This is a genomic window from Acidovorax sp. LjRoot194 (assembly GCF_964253015.1).
GTDB lineage: Bacteria > Pseudomonadota > Gammaproteobacteria > Burkholderiales > Burkholderiaceae_C > Acidovorax.
The window spans coordinates 2,385,416-2,403,180 of record NZ_CAXUQB020000001.1; the positions used below are offsets into that span (position 1 = coordinate 2,385,416).

General features: G+C 66.9%; 17 protein-coding genes and 1 pseudogene. 5 read left to right on the top strand and 13 right to left on the bottom strand.

Annotation, left to right across the window (positions count from 1 at the left end; all coding sequences use genetic code 11):
* Positions 1 to 317: 317 nt before the first annotated feature.
* The gene (locus ACSQ3N_RS10715; RefSeq protein WP_436146212.1) at positions 318 to 998 is read right to left on the bottom strand and encodes a TetR/AcrR family transcriptional regulator; all 681 of its coding nucleotides are present in this window, start codon (positions 996 to 998) and stop codon (positions 318 to 320) included.
* 101 nt (positions 999 to 1,099) lie between these two features.
* On the opposite strand from ACSQ3N_RS10715, the gene ACSQ3N_RS10720 reads away from it, so the two are divergent.
* Positions 1,100 to 2,125, top strand: coding sequence for a saccharopine dehydrogenase NADP-binding domain-containing protein (locus ACSQ3N_RS10720; protein WP_436146213.1), 1,026 nt, complete (start codon positions 1,100 to 1,102; stop codon positions 2,123 to 2,125).
* Positions 2,126 to 2,185: 60 nt separating this feature from the next.
* Here the strand turns inward: ACSQ3N_RS10720 and ACSQ3N_RS10725 are convergent, their stop codons facing one another.
* Entirely contained in the window at positions 2,186 to 3,067 is an 882-nt protein-coding gene (locus ACSQ3N_RS10725; RefSeq protein ID WP_436146214.1) for a GyrI-like domain-containing protein, read from the bottom strand.
* A gap of 18 nt (positions 3,068 to 3,085) precedes the next feature.
* Positions 3,086 to 3,445, bottom strand: a complete 360-nt coding sequence (locus tag ACSQ3N_RS10730) for a nuclear transport factor 2 family protein (RefSeq protein ID WP_436146215.1) — start codon at positions 3,443 to 3,445, stop codon at positions 3,086 to 3,088.
* A 266-nt stretch (positions 3,446 to 3,711) separates the two neighbouring features.
* Here ACSQ3N_RS10730 and ACSQ3N_RS10735 point away from each other — a divergent pair.
* A pseudogene (locus ACSQ3N_RS10735) lies at positions 3,712 to 4,107 on the top strand (DUF2199 domain-containing protein); the annotation flags it as partial.
* A gap of 101 nt (positions 4,108 to 4,208) precedes the next feature.
* Here ACSQ3N_RS10735 and ACSQ3N_RS10740 read toward each other — a convergent pair.
* From ACSQ3N_RS10740 to ACSQ3N_RS10785, 10 genes are all read right to left on the bottom strand, one after another.
* Positions 4,209 to 5,252 carry an NAD(P)/FAD-dependent oxidoreductase gene (locus tag ACSQ3N_RS10740; protein WP_436146216.1) on the bottom strand — a complete coding sequence of 348 codons (1,044 nt, stop codon included), beginning with the start codon at positions 5,250 to 5,252 and terminating at the stop codon, positions 4,209 to 4,211.
* A 130-nt stretch (positions 5,253 to 5,382) separates the two neighbouring features.
* Positions 5,383 to 5,712, bottom strand: a complete 330-nt coding sequence (gene fdxA / locus ACSQ3N_RS10745) for a ferredoxin FdxA (RefSeq protein ID WP_056744243.1) — start codon at positions 5,710 to 5,712, stop codon at positions 5,383 to 5,385.
* 208 nt (positions 5,713 to 5,920) lie between these two features.
* Positions 5,921 to 7,297, bottom strand: a complete 1,377-nt coding sequence (locus ACSQ3N_RS10750) for a GTP-binding protein (RefSeq protein ID WP_436146217.1) — start codon at positions 7,295 to 7,297, stop codon at positions 5,921 to 5,923.
* Complete coding sequence (gene cysD / locus ACSQ3N_RS10755) at positions 7,297 to 8,259, bottom strand: sulfate adenylyltransferase subunit CysD (protein ID WP_436146218.1); 963 nt, start codon at positions 8,257 to 8,259, stop codon at positions 7,297 to 7,299. The genes ACSQ3N_RS10750 and cysD overlap by 1 nt, the downstream gene beginning before the upstream one ends.
* A gap of 141 nt (positions 8,260 to 8,400) precedes the next feature.
* Entirely contained in the window at positions 8,401 to 9,024 is a 624-nt protein-coding gene (locus tag ACSQ3N_RS10760) for a phosphoadenosine phosphosulfate reductase domain-containing protein (RefSeq protein WP_436146219.1), read from the bottom strand.
* Positions 9,025 to 9,067: 43 nt separating this feature from the next.
* Complete coding sequence (locus ACSQ3N_RS10765) at positions 9,068 to 9,457, bottom strand: DUF934 domain-containing protein (RefSeq protein ID WP_056168156.1); 390 nt, start codon at positions 9,455 to 9,457, stop codon at positions 9,068 to 9,070.
* Between the two features lie 29 nt (positions 9,458 to 9,486).
* Positions 9,487 to 11,274 (bottom strand): nitrite/sulfite reductase, encoded by a 1,788-nt coding sequence (locus ACSQ3N_RS10770; RefSeq protein WP_436146220.1) that lies wholly within the window; start codon positions 11,272 to 11,274, stop codon positions 9,487 to 9,489.
* 10 nt (positions 11,275 to 11,284) lie between these two features.
* The gene (locus ACSQ3N_RS10775; RefSeq protein WP_436146221.1) at positions 11,285 to 12,088 is read right to left on the bottom strand and encodes a sulfite exporter TauE/SafE family protein; all 804 of its coding nucleotides are present in this window, start codon (positions 12,086 to 12,088) and stop codon (positions 11,285 to 11,287) included.
* A 139-nt stretch (positions 12,089 to 12,227) separates the two neighbouring features.
* Positions 12,228 to 14,288 (bottom strand): FAD-dependent 5-carboxymethylaminomethyl-2-thiouridine(34) oxidoreductase MnmC, encoded by a 2,061-nt coding sequence (mnmC, locus tag ACSQ3N_RS10780; RefSeq protein ID WP_436146222.1) that lies wholly within the window; start codon positions 14,286 to 14,288, stop codon positions 12,228 to 12,230.
* Positions 14,289 to 14,352: 64 nt separating this feature from the next.
* Positions 14,353 to 14,625, bottom strand: a complete 273-nt coding sequence (locus ACSQ3N_RS10785) for an oxidative damage protection protein (RefSeq protein WP_056421269.1) — start codon at positions 14,623 to 14,625, stop codon at positions 14,353 to 14,355.
* 173 nt (positions 14,626 to 14,798) lie between these two features.
* Here ACSQ3N_RS10785 and ACSQ3N_RS10790 point away from each other — a divergent pair, with 173 nt between their 5' ends.
* From ACSQ3N_RS10790 to ACSQ3N_RS10800, 3 genes are all read left to right on the top strand, one after another.
* Complete coding sequence (locus tag ACSQ3N_RS10790; RefSeq protein WP_056168167.1) at positions 14,799 to 15,821, top strand: sulfate ABC transporter substrate-binding protein; 1,023 nt, start codon at positions 14,799 to 14,801, stop codon at positions 15,819 to 15,821.
* A 114-nt stretch (positions 15,822 to 15,935) separates the two neighbouring features.
* Entirely contained in the window at positions 15,936 to 16,526 is a 591-nt protein-coding gene (gene ssuE, locus ACSQ3N_RS10795; protein ID WP_436146223.1) for an NADPH-dependent FMN reductase, read from the top strand.
* Positions 16,527 to 16,785: 259 nt separating this feature from the next.
* A complete protein-coding gene (locus tag ACSQ3N_RS10800; RefSeq protein ID WP_082516979.1) occupies positions 16,786 to 17,742 on the top strand; it encodes a sulfonate ABC transporter substrate-binding protein in 957 nt (318 codons plus the stop codon).
* Positions 17,743 to 17,765: the final 23 nt, after the last annotated feature.

Below are 17,765 nucleotides of genomic sequence, written 5' to 3' on the forward strand. Positions count from 1 at the left end.
CCGGGTGGCTGGCGCCCGGCAGCGCAAGGGTTGCAGGGCGTGGCGTCGTCGGACTTGGCTTCCCTGCGCGAGGATGATCTCACGCACACAGCCGTCAGGCGATCGGACGGCGGGTGTGCAACAGGTTCAAAGGGTGTGATCTCAGCCCCGCGCTCGGCGGGACACCCCTAGCATTGCCGCCCGAAGGCAGCGGCGCGATTGTGCCACGCGGAAACGGTCGGTTACGACCGGGGCGGCAAAGGGGGCAGGGCGTGAGCGCGGGTGAAGGAACTCCCCACGCACGCCCAGTCTTGGAACTTAGCAGCCCCGCGATGGCATCAGCCCTTGGCTTGCGCGCCGGCCAGCATGGCCTGCAGTGCGGCACGCAGCACGCCCGTGCCTTCCTCCGGACTGAGCAAGCCCGCGCTCACGAAGGCGCCGTTGACCAGCACCGCCAGCTGGGCAGCCAGCCGGTCCGGGTCGGCCGCCCCGAGCCGTACGGCGATGGCGCGCAGCTTTTGGCGCAGCGCCTGCATGTGCCGCTGCGATACCAGGCGCGCGGGGTGGTCCTGCTCGGCAAATTCGGCCGCCACGTTGATCTGCGGGCAGCCCCGGTAGTTCGAGCGCGCCAGGCGCTCGCCGATCCAGCCCATGTGCGCGTCCAGCTCGCCCGCCGGGTCATCGCGGAACTGCTGCGCCACTCCGTCCCACGTGGCCCAGAAGTCCACATCCTCCCGCTCCAGAAACGCCACGATGAGGTCGTCCTTGGTGGGGAAGTAGCGGTACAGGCTGGTCTTGGCGACCTCGGCCTCCAGCACCACCAGGTCGACCCCCACGGCGCGCACGCCGCGTTCGTAGAACAGCCGGGAGGCCGTGTCCAGGATGCGGCTGCGCACATCGGCGCCGTCGCTGGCGGCCGCTTTGGCAGCGCGCCTGGGCGCTGGGCGGGTGGGAGCGGCTGTGGCGCTTGCGCTGGCGTCCACCGACGGGAAACCCCGGCCGGCAACGGATTCAGACATTTTTGCGTTGGGCATGTTGACAATGATACAGACCTGTCTGTAATATTTAAAGAACAGACAGGTCTGTATCTTTTCGAGCCCAACCCATCGAGGACTGCCCCATGAATTCCACCCAGCCATCCATCGCCGTATTCGGTGCCGCCGGCCATACCGGCCAGTTCGTGGTGCAAGAGGCGCTGCGGCGCGGCCTGTCCGTTGTCGCCGTGGGCCGGGACGCACGCAAGCTGGCCGACACCATGCCGCCGGGCGTGGCCTGCCGTATCGCCGACCTGGCCGACCCGTCGAGCCTGGACCCGGCGTTTCCCGGCTGCGCCGTCGTCATCAACTGCGCCGGGCCGTTCATGGACACCGCCGTGCCGGTGGGGCAGGCCGCCCTGCGGGCAGGGTGCCACTACCTGGACGTGACGGCCGAGCAGGCCAGCACCCAGGCCACCTTGGACGGGCTGGATGCTCCGGCCCGCGCGGCGGGCCGTGTGGTGGTGCCGGCCGCTGCCTTCTACGGCGGGCTGGCCGACCTGCTGGCCAGCGCGCTCGCCGCACCGGGCCCTATCGACATGATCACCGTGGCGGTCGCACTCGACCACTGGTGGCCCACGGCGGGCACGCGCCGCACCGGCGAGCGCAACACCGCGCCCCGGCTGGTGGTCCAGCAGGGCCGACTGGCGCCCCTGGTGCCGTCCGCCGACGTGCCGGACTGGACCTTTGCCGAGCCGCTGGGCCGCCAGGCCATGGTCGAGATTCCGTTCAGCGAAGTCATCACCCTGGCCCGTCACCTGCCCGTGGGCGAGATCCGTTCGCTGCTCAATCGCTCTGCGCTGCAGGACATCCGCCATGCGGCCACCCCGCCACCCACGGCCACGGACGGCACGGGGCGCTCAGCCCAGCGGTTCGAGCTGGCCGTCCATGTGGTGCAGGGCGGCTCCAGCCGCATGGCCGGCGTGCGCGGCCAGGACATCTATGCGGTGACGGCGCCCATCGTGGTGGAGGTGGCGCAGCGCCTGCTCGGCCCTGCGTACCCGCACCGCGGCGCGCTGGCCCTGGCGCAGGCCGTCGATCCGGTGGACGTGCTGCAGTCGCTCCACGCGGCAGGTGCACTGCAGTGGTTTGGAGATGGTGCGCCGACCTGACCGGCGATAACCGCAACAACCGCAGTAACGGCGTTCACGGCGCTGCGCCGTGATGGCTGTTCAAGCTGCAGGGAGCTTCACGGGGATCGCGTAGTGCATCACCGACTGCTCGGACGTCGGGTGGTACTGCGCATCGTAGATCTCCAGGTCCGGCCCCAGGGAATGGGCCTGGCCGGACGACATCATCCAGCTGCCATAGATGTAGTTGACCGTGGCATCTACATTTTGCGCGGGGCCGCGGTGGGTGAACCGCGCATAGGTCGCTGCTGGAAGCTCCAGCGCGGCCATGCCCGGTGGAACATCGCCGGGGCCTTGGACCTCGGTGCAGGCCAGGTAGCGCAGTTGCTCGCTGTCGGGCGCGGCCGGTGCCACCACGCCGTAGCAGACGCCGGGCACCGCGTTGGCAATTTCTTTCAGCCGCGGAATGAACTGTCCCCACAGGGGTGGCAGCTTTTGGCCCAGGTTGTTTTTCTCGGAGTCGATGCCGTAGTAGTCGGTGGGCAGGCCCACCATGCGCATCGCCGGCCGGGCTTCCATCGCGGGTGTCAGCGAGACGTTGTGCCGCAGGTGCGCCAGGTAGCTCGGGTCCAGCATGATCTTGCGCACGAAGAGCGAGCGATTGCCCATCTTGCGGTATTGCGACGGGGTCAGCCGAAAGCAGTCCTTGAACGCACGGGTGAAGCTCTCCTGGGTGTCGTAGCCCGCGGCCAGCGCGATGTCCAGCACGCTCAGGCGGGTGCTGGCCAGTTGCTCCAGCGCCTTGGCAAACCGGCGCGAGCGGATGTAGGTCTTCAAGGTCTCGTGGGTCAGCGCCTTGAAGATGCGCTGGAAGTGCCACTGGCTCAGGCCCGCGGCCCGTGCCACGTCGGCCAGCTCGATGTCGGATTCGAGATGGGCCTCGATGAAGTCGATGCCCTCCTGGAGTTGTCGCAGATGCAGCACGGGAGTCGGGCCTGTGGTTCAAGGTGTTTCGAAGAAACCGGTCATGGCCACCAGCCGGTTGTCGCCGTTGTAGCGGCCATAGCTCACCCCTTCGCCAATCACCTGGCCGTTGCCGTCCAGCATGTTCCATTTGGCAATGCTCTGCTGGTGGTGGCTGGCAAAGTAATGGGTCACGAAGTGGCCGCCGGGCACCTGGCGGTGAAAGTCGTCCATGTAGGCTGTCAGCTGCGTCCAGCCTTCCGTGGCGGCCAGCGGGTCGTTGTAGGTGCAGGCAGGGTCGAGGGACTGGGCGAACAGCGCGTCGCGCTCGGCAGCCGAGTCGGTCTTCCACGACGCGGTGTAGGTGTCCCAGATGGATTGAAGGGGTTGAGGGCTCATGGTGGTGCTCCGATGGGTGTTGAAGGGAGACGCCATCGTGCCGGGCACGTACGTGCCGATTGGACATTTTGTGCTTATTTTTGCGGCCCTAAGGTCTTCCGAGAGTCCTACGTGATACACACGTCGTTTTCAAATATTGGGGGCAGCAAATGCATTGTTCCGTGTGTGGCAGGACGCACCCGCAGGAATCTATTGAAATCATGTTTCGCTTGCCAGACGAGGCGGCAGCACTTTTGGAGCAAAAGCAATAAGAGCGCGTTCAGGCCAACGAGGATCTATGCGCAATCGACGGGGAGCGATTCTTTGTTCGAGCCGTTTTGCCTCTACCCGTAGTCTCACGGACGCGACCCTACAACATTGGGATATGGGTGGAGCTGGACCGGACTTCACTTGAGCGTGTCGGCGTGCTATGGAACGATCCAAATCAAACGAGTGAGCCGCCATTCAGCGTCCGCATCTCAAATGAAATCCCGTTGACTGGAGGCTCCTGCGGAACTGCGGCGACTTTGCACCTCACGGGACCTACCACGCGGCCAAATGTGCTGGTGTTGCCCGCAAATGTTTGTCTTTACGAAGAGCAAGCAAACGGCATCACCACCCACCGCGCAGGTGAATACAGTGAGTTCGCATTGTCGAGAGAAGGGCTTGGCTCTGAATCCTGAGCAAGCTGAGATATAGGGCGTCGCGATGAAGTCAGAATGAGACTTTTCGTCCAAGCCACATTTGTGAGAGGCGCGGCGGATGTGGCCCATCCGCGCTGTTCTCAGGCTTGGGCGCCTTGTGCCACACCCAGCAATTGGTGCAGCCGCGCACTGGTGGTCGTGTACTGCAGCGCCACCTTGTCGCCCTTGAGCGCCTCGGCCGCGCCGAACGCAGCCAGCGTGGCTTCATGAAAGCCGCACAGGATCAGCTTGCGCTTGCCGGGGTACGTATTGATGTCGCCCACCGCGTGGATGCTCGGCACGCTGGTGCGGAACGCCTCGGTGTCCACCACCAGCTGCTTGCGGTCCATGGCCAAGCCCCAGTCGGCAATGGGCCCCAGGCGCGGCGAGATGCCCAGCACCGGCACCAGCAGGTCCAGCGCCAGCGCGCGGGTACTGCCATCGGCATCCACCAGCTGCAGTGCGGCCAGCCGGTCGCCCGCAGTCTCGATGCCCGTGATCTGCGCGGCCTCGACATGGATGCGGCCTGCATCCCGCAACTGCTGCAGGCGCTGCAGCAGGGCGTCAGGCGCCTGGAACACATCGCGGCGGTGCAGCAGGCTCACGCGGGTGGCCTGGCCTTGCTCGGCCAGCTCCACTGCACGCGCCACGGCGGGCTCGTCGCCCCCGTGCACCACCACATGCTGCCCGGCCAGCTCGGTGTTGGCAGGCAGGCTTTGGTAGTGCACCTGCGTGCCCACATATTGCTCGATGCCGTCCACCTTGAGCGCGCGCGGCACAAAAGCGCCCACGCCCGCCGCGATGAACACGCTGCGGGCCAGCAACTGCGCACCCTGCGATGTCTCGACCAGCAGGCGTCCGTCGTCCTGTAGAGACAGCGCAGCGACCAGCGTGTTCAGGTGCCAGTGGGTGTTGAAGGGCTCGATCTGCCGCAGCAGCAGCGCCGCCAGCTCGCGCCCGGTGCACACCGGAATGCCCGGAATGTCATAGATGGGCTTGTCGCCATACAGCTCGACGCACTGGCCGCCCGCATGGGGCAGGGCGTCGATCAGGTGGGCGTTGATGCCCTGCAGGCCCAGCTGGAAGACCTGGAACAGGCCCACGGGGCCGGCGCCGATGACGACGGCATCGGTTTCTTGAATCATGGTCGTGGGGCCCGGGTGGCAGCGTCAGGCGCCACGTCGCGTTGGATCGACACAAACCGTTCACGCTGAGCTTGTCGAAGCGCGGCGCAAGGCTTCGACAAGCTCAGCCCGAACGGTGGGAGGTGGAGGATCACTTCACCAATTCATTGACTTTGCCGGGCTTGCCATTCCACTCGTCCGCATCGGGCAGGGCGGGCTTGCGCTTGGTGATGCTCTTCCAGCCGTCGGCAAAGGACAAATCGGCGTTGAGCTTGATGAAGGCGATCTGGTCTGCGGGCAGGTCTTCTTCGGCAAAGATGGCGTTGGCCGGGCACTCGGGGATGCACACGGCGCAGTCGATGCACTCATCGGGATCGATGACGAGCATGTTCGGGCCTTCGCGGAAGCAGTCCACAGGGCACACGTCCACACAATCGGTGTACTTGCACTTGATGCAGTTTTCGGAGACGACGTGGGTCATGACAGTGTTGTGTGGGTCGGTGAAAACCCTCGATTTTAAAAGCTTTCACCGACCTTTGGTTACAGGGCCCCTCTCTTGGGAGGGATGTCTTACGAATTTGCCTTCAAACGCCTGACGTCGTTGGTTCGCCTTGCCGTGCCAAAGCACTGTCTGCGGCTCCCGCCTGGTCACGCGATGGAGGGTCAACCCGTCTCTGGCCTGATGTGGATCAGTTCACCAGCACGGCGCCGGCCGTCTTGTGGCTGGCGGTGTCCACCAGGATCAGGGAACCGAGCACGCGTGCCGTGCCGAACGCAGCCGCCGGGATGGCCTCTTGCAGCAACAAATCCACATGGCCGATGGCGTTGGGGTCGAGCTGCGTGGCGGCTTCTTCGGCCAGCGTGTTGATGTTGAGCTTGTGCACCACGGCTTTCACCTTGGCCTTGACCCAGCGGTGGCCGTGCAGCGCCCAGTAAACGCGGCCCGCGACCAGGGGTTCGTCGTCCATCCAGGCCACCGTGGTGCGCAGCTCACGGCTGGCGGGCCAGGCGGGTGCGGGGGCCGGGGTGTCGCCAAAGTCGTCGTCGGCGGGCGCAGCGGCAGCCGCCGTGGGTGCGGCCAGGATCCAGTCGCCGCGCGAGACGTCCACCTCGCGGTCCAGGATGATGCCGGCGCTGGTGCCGGCAGGCACATCGGTGGGCCGGCGGGCGTGGTCCAGCACCTGGGCCACGGTGGCCAGCTGGCCGCTCGGGAAGATCTGCACAGCCGTGCCGGGCGCAACGCGGCCCGACGCCACACGGCCCCAGAACACGCGGCGGCCCTGGGATGTGTCCGACGACGAGGACGAGGATTTCTCGACCCACTGCACGGGGAAGGCCACGGGCAGGGCGATGTCGGCGGGCGTGTTGGGCAGCTCTTCCAGCACCTGCAGCAGCGTGGGGCCTTCGTAGCCGCACCAGCCGGGGTGGGCATCCACCACGTTCCAGCCCTTGAGGGCTGACACGGGCACCGTCGCGCGCACGGCAATGCCGGCGGCCTGGGCAAACGCGGCCAGCGCGCCCTGGATGTGCTTCCAGGCAAGCGCTGGGTCTTCCACCGCATCAAGCTTGTTCACGGCGAACACCAGAGAGTGCACGCGCAGCAGGTGGGCCAGCAGGCTGTGGCGGCGGGTCTGCGGCAGCAGGGCCAGGTCGGCGTTCTTCCAGTCGAGCTTGGTGGCATCGACCAGCACCACGGCGGCATCGGCGCTGCTGGCGGCCGTGACCATGTTGCGGGTGTACTGCTCGTGGCCGGGCGCATCGCCGATGATGAACTTGCGCGACTCGGTGGCGAAGTAGCGGTAGGCCACGTCGATGGTGATGCCCTGCTCGCGCTCGGCGGACAGGCCGTCGGTCAGCAGGGCCAGGTCGGTCTCGCCCTGGCGCTGCACACCGGCCAGGTGGTCCTGCAGCACGGCCTTGCTGTCCACCAGCAGGCGGCCGATCAGCGTGCTCTTGCCGTCGTCCACCGACCCGCAGGTGATGAACTTCAGGGCGGAAGCATGGTTGTTTGGGGCTGTACCGCTTGCCTGCAAAGCACTGCTAGCTATCGAATTCATAGTGGTCATCAGAAGTACCCGTCTTTTTTGCGCTTTTCCATCGAAGCTTCGCTCGTCTTGTCGTCCATGCGCGTGGCGCCGCGCTCGCTGACGTCGGCGGCCAGGGTCTCGATCACGATGTCGGCCGCGGTGGCGGCGGTGCTCTCCACCGGCGCGGTGCAGGTGATGTCGCCCACGGTGCGAAAACGCACGTCGCGCGTCTCCACCACATCGCCGTCGCGCGGCGGGGTCAGTTCGGTCACCGGCATCAACATGCCGCGGCGGTCCACCACCTGGCGCTTGTGGGTGTAGTAGATGCTGGGCAGCGCAATGTTCTCGCGGTCGATGTACTGCCACACATCGAGCTCGGTCCAGTTGCTGATCGGGAACACGCGAAAGTGCTCATTGGGCTGCAGGCGGGTGTTGAACAGGGTCCACAGCTCGGGCCGCTGGGCCTTGGGCTGCCACTGGCCGAAGCTGTCGCGGTGCGAGAAGATGCGCTCCTTGGCGCGGGCCTTTTCCTCGTCGCGGCGCGCACCGCCGATGAGGGCGTCAAAGCGGAATTCCTCGATCGCTTCGAGCAGCGTGACCGACTGGTGCACATTGCGGCTCTCGCCGGGGTGCGACAGGCGCACGGTGCCGCGCGCCATCGAGTCTTCGACACTGCGCACGATGAGCTCGGCGCCCAGCTCCTTGGCGCGGAAGTCGCGGAAGTCCGTCACCTCGGGGAAGTTGTGGCCCGTGTCGATCATGAGCAGCGGGTACGGAATTCCGCCGCCGCTGGCCTTGGTGCCAAACGCTTTCTCGGCGCACTTGAGCATCACCAGCGAGTCCTTGCCGCCCGAGAACAGCAGGGTGGGGCGCTCGAAGGCGGCGGCGACTTCGCGCAGGATGAAGATGGTTTCTTCTTCCAGCGCGTCCAGGTGCGAGTTGTTCAGGTGGTAGCTCATGTCGTTGTTCTGCAGCTGCGCGGCATCGGTGCGGGCGTTCATGGTGGGATCAGTGGTGTTTCGTGCGGATGCGCGTTCGAACCATCAGAACCGTTCGGGCTGAGCCCGTCGACAGGCTCAGGACAGGCTTGTTGAAGCTCTGCGCGGCGCTTCGACAAGCTCAGCGTGAACGGTTTCTGGGTATCAGTGAGCTATGTGAAGGCCGCACTCACGGTTGTCTTCGCCCTTGGTCGGGTCCACGTAGTCGAAGTTGTTGGGCAGGCCGTGCTTCACGCAGTATTCGTGCAGCTCCTTGGACGACCAGTGCAGCAGCGGCGCCACCTTGATCAGGCCGTCGGGGTTGATGCTCACTGGGTCCATCTGCGCGCGCACGGCGGTGTCGGTGGCGCGCAGCGCGGTGAACCAGACCTTGGGGGCGGTCTCGCGCAGGGCGCGGGCAAAGGGCTCGAGCTTCACTTCTTCGGTGAAGGCCGCGTGGCGTGGGTCGTCCAGCGCAGGCGTTGGGCCGTCCACCGCCTCGCGGTGCGCACGCGAGCGCAGCGGCAGGTAGATCTTGAGGTTCAGGCCTAGCTGCCGGGTCACCTCGTCGGCAAAGCGGTAGGTGGCTTCGGTGTTGTAGCCGTTGTCCATCCAGACCACCGGCACAGCGGGGTTCATCGCGGACACCATGTGCAGGATCACTGCCTCGAACGGGCGGAAGTTGGTGGTGACGATGGGGCTCTGGCCCAGGCCCAGCGCCCAGGCGACGAGGCCTTCGGCGTTGCGGCCCAGGTCGGCATTGACGCGTGCGAGATCGAATTGGCTCATGGTGGGGTGCTCGTGGATGTGCGTAGCAGCGCTGCGGCCTGGCTCAGGCGGCAGCCTTGTCGGCAAAGATGGGCTGCGGGTGCACCGCGTCGCCCTGGTAGAAGCCGGGGAACATCTCGAACTGGCGCTGCGCGTCGGCCGGGTCCACGCCATCGCGCAGCACGGCCGACGAAAAGCCGGTGCGCTGCATCTGCACCAGCTGGTCGATCAGCACGTCGCCCGTGGCGCGGATGTCGCCCGCAAAGCCGCGGCGGCGGCGCAGCAGGAAAGCCTGGCTGAACGCGCGGCCATCGGTGAAGTTGGGGAAATGCAGGTCCACGCGCTCGACGCCGTCGAGCGGCAGCGCCAGTGCGTCGGCATCGTTGGCCAGCGCCACGGTGCGGGCATCGCCCTCTGCGGGCGGCTGGTGGTCTTGGGAGGCAAGAATTTTCATGGGTCTTATCAGGGCTTGGCGGCTGGCGATCAGGCGGTGGCCAGCTCTTCCTTGGCGGGGTGGCGGGCGGTCTTGGCGGCTTCCTTGAAGGGGTCGAGGCCGGTGCGGCGCACGGTGGTCTGGAAGGTCTCGCCGCTTTCACGCAGGCTGCGGTAGGTGGTCAGCACGGCTTCGATCACGTCGGGCACTTCGGCGGCCGAGAACGACGGGCCGATCACCTTGCCGGCCACCGCGGCGCCCGACAGGTCCGAGCCGTCCGATCCACCGAGCGTGACTTGGTACCACTCCTTGCCGTCCTTGTCGACGCCCAGGATGCCGATGTGGCCGCTGTGGTGGTGGCCGCAGCTGTTGATGCAGCCGCTGATGTGCAGGTCGATCTCGCCGATGTCGTCGAGCTCGTCCAGGTCCTGGTAGCGCTGGGTGATGGCCTCGGCAATCGGCAGCGAGCGGGCGTTGGCCAGCGCGCAGAAGTCGCCGCCGGGGCAGGCGATCATGTCGGTGAGCAGCTGCACGTTGGCGCTGGCCAGGCCCAGGGCCTTGGCTTCTTCCCACAGGTCGAACAGGCGGCTGGCGTGCACCCACGGCAGCACCACGTTCTGGTCGTGCGTCACGCGGGCTTCACCGGCGGAGTACTTGTCCACCAGGTCGGCCACGGCGATCAGCTGTTCGCTGGTCGCGTCGCCGGGCGACTGGCCGGGGCGCTTGAAGGACAGCGTCACGGCGCGCAGCTGCGGGTTCTGGTGCGCATGCACGTTGCGCTGCAGCCAGCGGCCAAAGGCCACGTGCTCGGCGGCCTGGGCCGTGAGCGATGCCTGCAGTGCCGCAGGGTCCACGTCGGCGATATCGGCCGGCGGGGGCGCCACGAAGCACGCGGCCACGCGGTCGAACTCGGCCTGGGGCACGGTGTGCGGGCCGCCGTCGATCTCCACGATCTGGCGGTACTCTTCTTCCACATCGTCGATGTACTGCTGGCCTTCGGACTTGACCAGGATCTTGATGCGGGCCTTGTACTTGTTGTCGCGGCGGCCGTGCTCGTTGTACACGCGCACGATGGCCTCGATGTAATTCATGATCTGGTTCCAGGGCAGGAACTCGCGGATCACCGTGCCGATGACCGGCGTGCGGCCCATGCCGCCGCCCACGAAGACCTTGAAGCCGATCTCACCCGCCTCGTTCTTGACCAGGTGCAGGCCCACGTCGTGCCAGCCGGTGGCGGCGCGGTCGTCCTTGGCGCCGCTGATGGCGATCTTGAACTTGCGCGGCAGGAACGCGAACTCGGGGTGCAGCGTGGTCCACTGGCGGATGATTTCCGCATAGGGGCGCGGGTCCACGATCTCATCCACGGCCACGCCGGCCAGCGCGTCGGTGGTGGTGTTGCGGATGCAGTTGCCGCTGGTCTGGATGCCGTGCATGTCCACGGTGGCCAGCAGGTCCATCACGTCGGCGCTCTTGGACAGCGGGATCCAGTTGAACTGCACGTTGGTGCGCGTGGTGAAGTGGGCGCAGTTCTTGGGCAGGAAGGTGGTGCCCAGCAGGCCCTGGCCTTCCATGGCCGCCTTGAACACGGCCGCTTCGGGCTCGTCGTACTCGCGGGCGATGGTGGCCAGCACGCGCAGCTGGCGGCTGGCGATCTCGCCGTAGGGCACGGCCACACGCAGCATGGGGGCGTAGCGCTGCACGTACCAGCCGTTTTGCAGGCGCAGGGGGCGGAAGTCGTCCTCGGCCAGTTTGCCGGCCTGCCAGCGGTTGAGCTGGTCGCGGAACTGGTGCGCGCGCTGCTCTACAAACTTCTTGTCGAAAGGGGTGTATTGGTACATCGTGGACCCATCAGATCATTATTAATTTGGCGCCCGCCCAGGCCAGCAGCACGGACAGCGCGGAGCGAATCAGGCGTTCAGGCGTGCGGGTGACCAGGCGCGAGCCCAGCCAGATGCCCGGCAACGAGCCAGCCAGCAATTGTGCAAGCAAAGGCCAGTCCACCGAGCCCAGCGTGGCATGGCCCAGGCCCGCCACCAGCGTCAGCGGCACCGCGTAGGCGATGTCGGCGCCGATCACCCGGGGCAGGGGCAGCAGCGGGTAGACCAGCAGCAGCACCGTGACGCCGATGGCGCCAGCGCCCACCGAGGTAAAGGTGACCATGGTGCCGATCACGGCGCCCAGCAGCACGGGCAGGGACCAGTGGCGGGGGCGGGTGGCGTGCTCGGCACCGGCCACGCGCTTGGCGTGGTCGGCCGCCTGCCGTTCGCGCGAGAAAGCCACCACCTTGTACAGCGTGGCCGCAGCCGTCAGCAGCAGCGCAAAGCCTAGTGTGGTCGTCATGATGCGCTGCGCCGTGCCGCTGGCGGGGCCCAGAATCTGCAGCGCCCACAGCGACACCAGCGCAGCCGGGATGCTGCCCGCGCACAGCTGGCCCACCACGCGCCAGGGCACCAGGCGCTGGCGCGCCATGCTCACCGTGCCGCCCATCTTGGTGAAGGCGGCGAACAGCAGGTCGGTACCGATGGCCAGGTGCGGCTTCACGCCGAAGAAAAAGATCAGCACAGGCGTCATCAGCGAGCCACCGCCCACGCCGGTCAGGCCGACGATCAGCCCCACCGCAAACCCCGCAAAAACAAACGCCAATTCATGCATGGCAGCGAATGTAGAGGCCTCGCTTATGAAAACAAACTATTGTTTTTGACTTCCAGTATGTCGTTTTTCGTATAAGCAAGGATTGGTGCGGGATGTAGCGGGGTCGCTGTGCTGACTCGGCAGGGTGGCCGTCGCCCCATCACAGCCGCTCGCTGCCCAAGGCTTTGGCCAGTTTGGCGTCTAGCGGCAAGGGTTCGCCCTGCAGCCTGGCGGCCAGCAGCTCTGCGCACAGCAGCGCCAGCGTGAGGCCGCGGGCGCCCATGGCGGTGCAGACCCAGACGCCGGGCAGGGCGGCGTGGTCGACCGGGCCGACGATCGGCAGGCGGTCGCCGGCGGTGCAGCGCACACCGGCCCAGGACTGGATCGCACCGGCAGGTCGCGTCGGGCTGGCGGTTGCTGCGGGGCGCTCGTCGGAGGGCAGCACGGTGCCGAAGGCAGGCTGTAGCTGCTGCGCCACCGCAGGCAACAGCGTCTGCAGCTTGGCCCAGTTGGTGGCATGCGCGGCCTGCTGGTCGGCGGGCGACGGCGGCAGGGTGCTCACACCGCGCTCGAAGGTGGAGCCCATCACCCAGGCGGTGGGGCGGGGATTGCTCGCGCCCGCCCCGCTGGTGCCGTCAGCTTTGTCATCGCTGTGGGGAAACCGGGGGACCATGTTGCCGTGGCCATTGACCGGGAAGGGCACAGTAGGCGCATCTGCGCCGTCTGCCGCCGAAGCCCACGACACCTGGCCGCGCACACGCTGCAGGGGCCAATGTGTCGGCAGCAGGTGCGGACTGCCGGACCCTGCCGCCACGATGACGACAGGCGCTTCGGCCAGCACCTTGCCGTGTTCGTCCAGAGCCTGCCAGTGGCCGGTAGCGCCAGGGGAGGCAGTCTGGGCCGCTGTGTCGGTGGCAGAGTCTTCTTGCTCTGGGGCTGGTCCGTCCGCAGGAGCATGTTCCACACGCCGTAATTGCGCCACCTTGCACTGCCCCCGCCAAGCGATGCCCGGCTGCGCCATCAGCGCCGCCACCAGGCGGGGCGGCCGCACCCAGCCGCCCTGGTGGTGCCAGCACGCGGTGGTGGACGCAGGCAGGCCCGCAGCCTGCAGGGTTTCGGCACTGGCAACCTCGCTCCAGTCGGCACCAGACCCCTCGGCCCAGTCGGCCGCCAGGCCCGGCGTGCCATCGGTGCGGTGCTCCAGCACGCCGCAGGGCGACCAGTCCACGCCCTCCCTCAGCAGCCAGCCAGCCTGCTGCAAGGTGGTGCGCACGCCGCTGCGCGACAGCCGCGACAACACGCTGTCGTCGGGCGACACGTGAGATGCGAACACGCCCGCAGGCAGGCCCGACGCGCCCGCCGCGGGGGCGTCGGCCTGGTCGAGCACCTGCACCTGCCAGCCACGGCGCGCCAGGCTGGCGGCGGTAGCCGCGCCGGCCATGCCACCGCCGATCACGATGCACCGGCCGGGCGGCTGCGGGGCGAGCCCTGCGCCCTGGTACCAGTCCTTGTTGGATGTGCGGGGCTCCCAACGCGGGTCGTACACCGCGTGCAGGTTGTCGCGCTTGGGCGGCACTCCCGGTACGCGCGTCACGTCGAAGCCGCACTGCGCCAGCGCATCGCGCACGGCGCGCGCAATGGTCCAGGTGGCCAGCCGCGTGCCCCGCCGGCAGCAGCGCGCCACGGCTTTGAGGGTGTGCGGGTCCCAGATCTCCGGGTTGCGCTGCGGGCTGAAGCCGTCCAGATAGACCGAGTCCACTGTCACGCTCTGCGCGCGCAGCATGGCCTGCGTGTCGCCCACAAACAGGGTGAGCAGCACACGGCCCTCGTCAAAGCGCAGACGGTGCACGCCCGGCAGCAGGCCCCACCACTGGCGGTGCAGTTCCTCGGCCAGCGGCGCCAGGTCGGGGTGGGCCGTGGTGGCGCGCAGCAGGTCGGCCGCGCTCACGGGCCAGGCCTCGGTCGACACGAAGTGCAGCAGGGTGGGGCGTGCGGGGTCGGCCCGCCAGGCAGCCCAGGTCACCAGGAAGTTCAGCCCGAAGCCGAACCCGGTTTCCAGAATGCGCCATTGCGGCTGCCCCGCCCACGCCGCGGGCAGGCCGCAGCCGTGCAGGAAAACGTGGCGGGCCTGGTCCAGGCCGCCTTTTTCACTGTGGTAGCGGTCGCCGAAGCGGGGGCTGTAGGGGGTGCCGTCCGGCAGCCAGTCCACTGGTTCGGACATGAGGCTTGGACGTGTGTGCTGACTGGGTGTTGCGACGGGTGCGAAAGGGTGCGCGGTTCGCTGCTTACTCGCTGGGGGGCACGTAGCCGGCCGCAGCATCTGCGCCACCGCCAAAGAAGTGATTCTCCATCTGCCGCGCCAAGTACTGGCGGGCGCGGGCGTCGGCCAGGTTCAGGCGGTTTTCATTGACCAGCATGGTCTGGTGCTTGAGCCAGCCGGCCCACGCTTCCTTGCTCACGCTTTCCCAGATGCGCTTGCCCAGCTCGCCGGGGTAGGGCGGAAAGTCGAGGCCCTCGGCTTCCTTGTTGAGCTTGATGCATTGGACGGTGCGTGCCATGGGGTTTCCTTGTGTATGAATGTGGGGTGAGCCGCGTCCTGGAGGTGGTGCGGCTCAGATGATTTGGATATAAAGAACTGAAATCTCAGTAGTTCCAGTTTTGTAGAGGGGCTTTCAGAATGCGCTTCATCGGTGATTTGCACCGTTCAGCATTCCAAAAAAGAGGCCTCCCAATGAACTTTCGCCGCGACTTTATCAAGTTTCCCTTCGCCGCCGCCCTGGTGGGCAGCTTGGCCCTGACGGCATTGCCGTCGTTTGCGCAGTCCGTGACGCTGCTCAATGTGTCGTACGACCCCACCCGCGAGCTGTATGTCGACTTCAACCAGGCGTTCGCCAAGCACTGGAAAGCCAAGACCGGCCAGGACGTGACCGTCAAGCAAAGCCACGGCGGCTCGGGTAAGCAGGCGCGCTCCATCATCGACGGGCTGGACGCCGACGTGGCCACCCTGGCGCTGGCCGGCGACACCGACGCGCTGCACACCAACGGCGGCTGGATCCCCAAAGACTGGCAAAAGCGCCTGCCGCACAACAGCTCGCCCTACACCTCCACCATCGTGCTGGTGGTGCGCCAGGGCAACCCCAAGGGCATCAAGGACTGGGATGACCTCGTCAAGCCCGGCATCAGCGTGATCACGCCCAACCCCAAGACCTCGGGCGGCGCCCGCTGGAACTACCTGGCCGCCTGGGAATTCGCCAAGCGCAAGTACGGCGGCGACGCCAAGGCCAAGGACTTCGTGGCCAAGCTGTACGGCAACGTGCCCGTGCTGGACACCGGCGCGCGCGGCTCCACCATCACGTTTGCCCAGCGCAACCAGGGCGACGTGCTGATCGCCTGGGAGAACGAGGCCTACCTGCTGGAAAAGGAATTCGGCACCAAGTTCGACGTGATCGCGCCCTCGATCTCCATCCTGGCCGAGCCCGCCGTGACGGTGGTAGACAAGAACGTGGACAAGAAGGGCACACGCGCCGTGGCCGAAGCCTACCTGCAGTACCTGTACACCGAAGAAGGCCAGGACATCGCCGGCAAGCACTTCTACCGCCCCGCTGTGTCCGACAAGGCCAAGGCCAAGTACGCCAAGCAGTTCCCCAAGCTGAACCTGTTCACCATCAACGACGCGTTCGGTGGCTGGGACAAGGCGGCCAAGGAGCACTTTGCCGACAACGCCAGCTTCGACCAGATCTACACCAAGAAGTAATTTCACCCCGAAGCGGCCCTGCGGCCGCCTCCCCTCAAGGGGCGCCACCCGTGGCCCGGCGAAGCCGGATCCACGGTGGCGCTGGTCTGACCACGCCCTCTGGAATCCTCTCTCATGTCCGCTCTTCTCATCGCCGGCAGCCCCTCCGAGCGTTCCCGCTCCGCCGCTCTGCTGGACGCTGTCGCCCAGCGCCTGACGGTGCGCGGTGCGCTGGTGGACCGTATCCACATCCGCGACCTGTCGCCCCAGGCCCTGCTGCTGGCTGACTTCGGCCATCCCACTGTCGTGGGTGCCGTGGACCAAGTGGCCCAGGCCAGCGTGCTGGTGGTGGCCACGCCGGTCTACAAGGCCGCGTACAGCGGCGTGCTCAAGGTCTTTCTGGACCTGCTGCCGCAGACGGCGCTCAAGGGCAAGATCGTGCTGCCCCTGGCCACCGGCGGCAGTCCGCACCACATGCTGGCGCTGGACTATGCGCTGCGCCCCGTGCTGCAGTCGCTGGGTGCCAAGAGCATCCTGCCGGGCATCTACGCCACCGATGCCCAGGTCACGCTGACGCCCGAAGGCGCCTACCACGTGAACGAAGACATCGCCACGCGGCTGGACGAGGCCGTCAACGTGCTGGTCACGGAAACCCTGCGCCCCTCGCCCGCCCAGGCCACGCGGTTTGCGCCGGTGCACTTCTCCCAGGTGCGATGTAGCGTCTGACGGGCACCGCCCGCCGTGCGCGCCCCCACCGTGGGGTGTCGCAGCACAGCCGGGCTCCCGCATTTTCCGGTTCCCCTTTTTTTGACAGGCCCGCTGCCCTGAGCGGTGGGCAGGGCGGAGCACTGCCCGGGTTCAGACGCCACCTTTTTCCATGATTCAAAGGACATTCACCATGAGCACACTGACACGCGACGGCGCAGCCAGTTCAGACCGCGCGCAACATGCCCCGCCCGCCGGCGGCTTGGCCGCCCTGCGCAACATGTTCATAGGCTTTGTGGTCTTCACGGCCTTCGTGTTGATCGCTGCCTTCCTGCTGGCACAGCCGGTGCAGGCCCAGACCAAGGGGGAGTTGCGCATCGGCTACCAGAAGGCCGCCAGCCTCTTCGTGCTGCAAAAGGCCACGGGCACGTTGGAGAAGAAGCTTGCGCCCCTGGGCTTCGGCGTGAAGTGGGTGGAGTTTCCGGCGGGGCCCCAACTGCTTGAAGGCCTGAACGTGGGCGCCGTGGACGTCGGCTATGTGGGCGAGGCACCGCCCATCTTCGGCCAGGCCGCAGGCGCCAAGTTCGTCTACTTCGGGCACGACCCCGCCGCGCCGCGCGCCGAGGCCATTCTGGTGACCAAGGAATCGCCCATCAAGTCGGTGGCCGACCTCAAGGGCAAGAAGGTCGCGCTCAACAAGGGCAGCAACGTGCACTACCTGCTGGTCAAGCAGCTGGAGAAGAACGGCCTCAAGTTCACCGACATCACGCCCGTGTACCTGGCCCCGGCCGACGGCCGCGCAGCGTTCGAAAGCAAGAACGTGGACGCCTGGGTGATCTGGGACCCGTTCCAGGCCGCGGCGGAAAGAGCCACCGGCGCCCGCGTGCTGGCCGACGGCACGGGCGGCGTGGTCAACAACTACCAGTACTACCTGGGCGCGCGCGACTTCGTCACCAAGAACCCCAAGGTCATCGCAGCGCTGTTCGAAGACTCGGTGGCGCAAGGCATCTGGCTCAAGAAGAACCTGCGCCAGGCCGCAGAGCTGATCGCGCCGCTGCAAGGCCTGCCGGTGGACGTGGTCGAGCTGGCGCTGCAGCGCTACGAATTCAACGTCAAGCCCATCACGCCTGCGGTGGCGGCCGACCAGCAAAAGATCGCCGACACGTTCTTCGAGCTGAAGCTGATCCCCAAGGCCATCAAGGTGAGCGATGCCGTGGTGCTCGGCGCGCAGCCCTGATGCTCCGGCCCATTGAACACGCA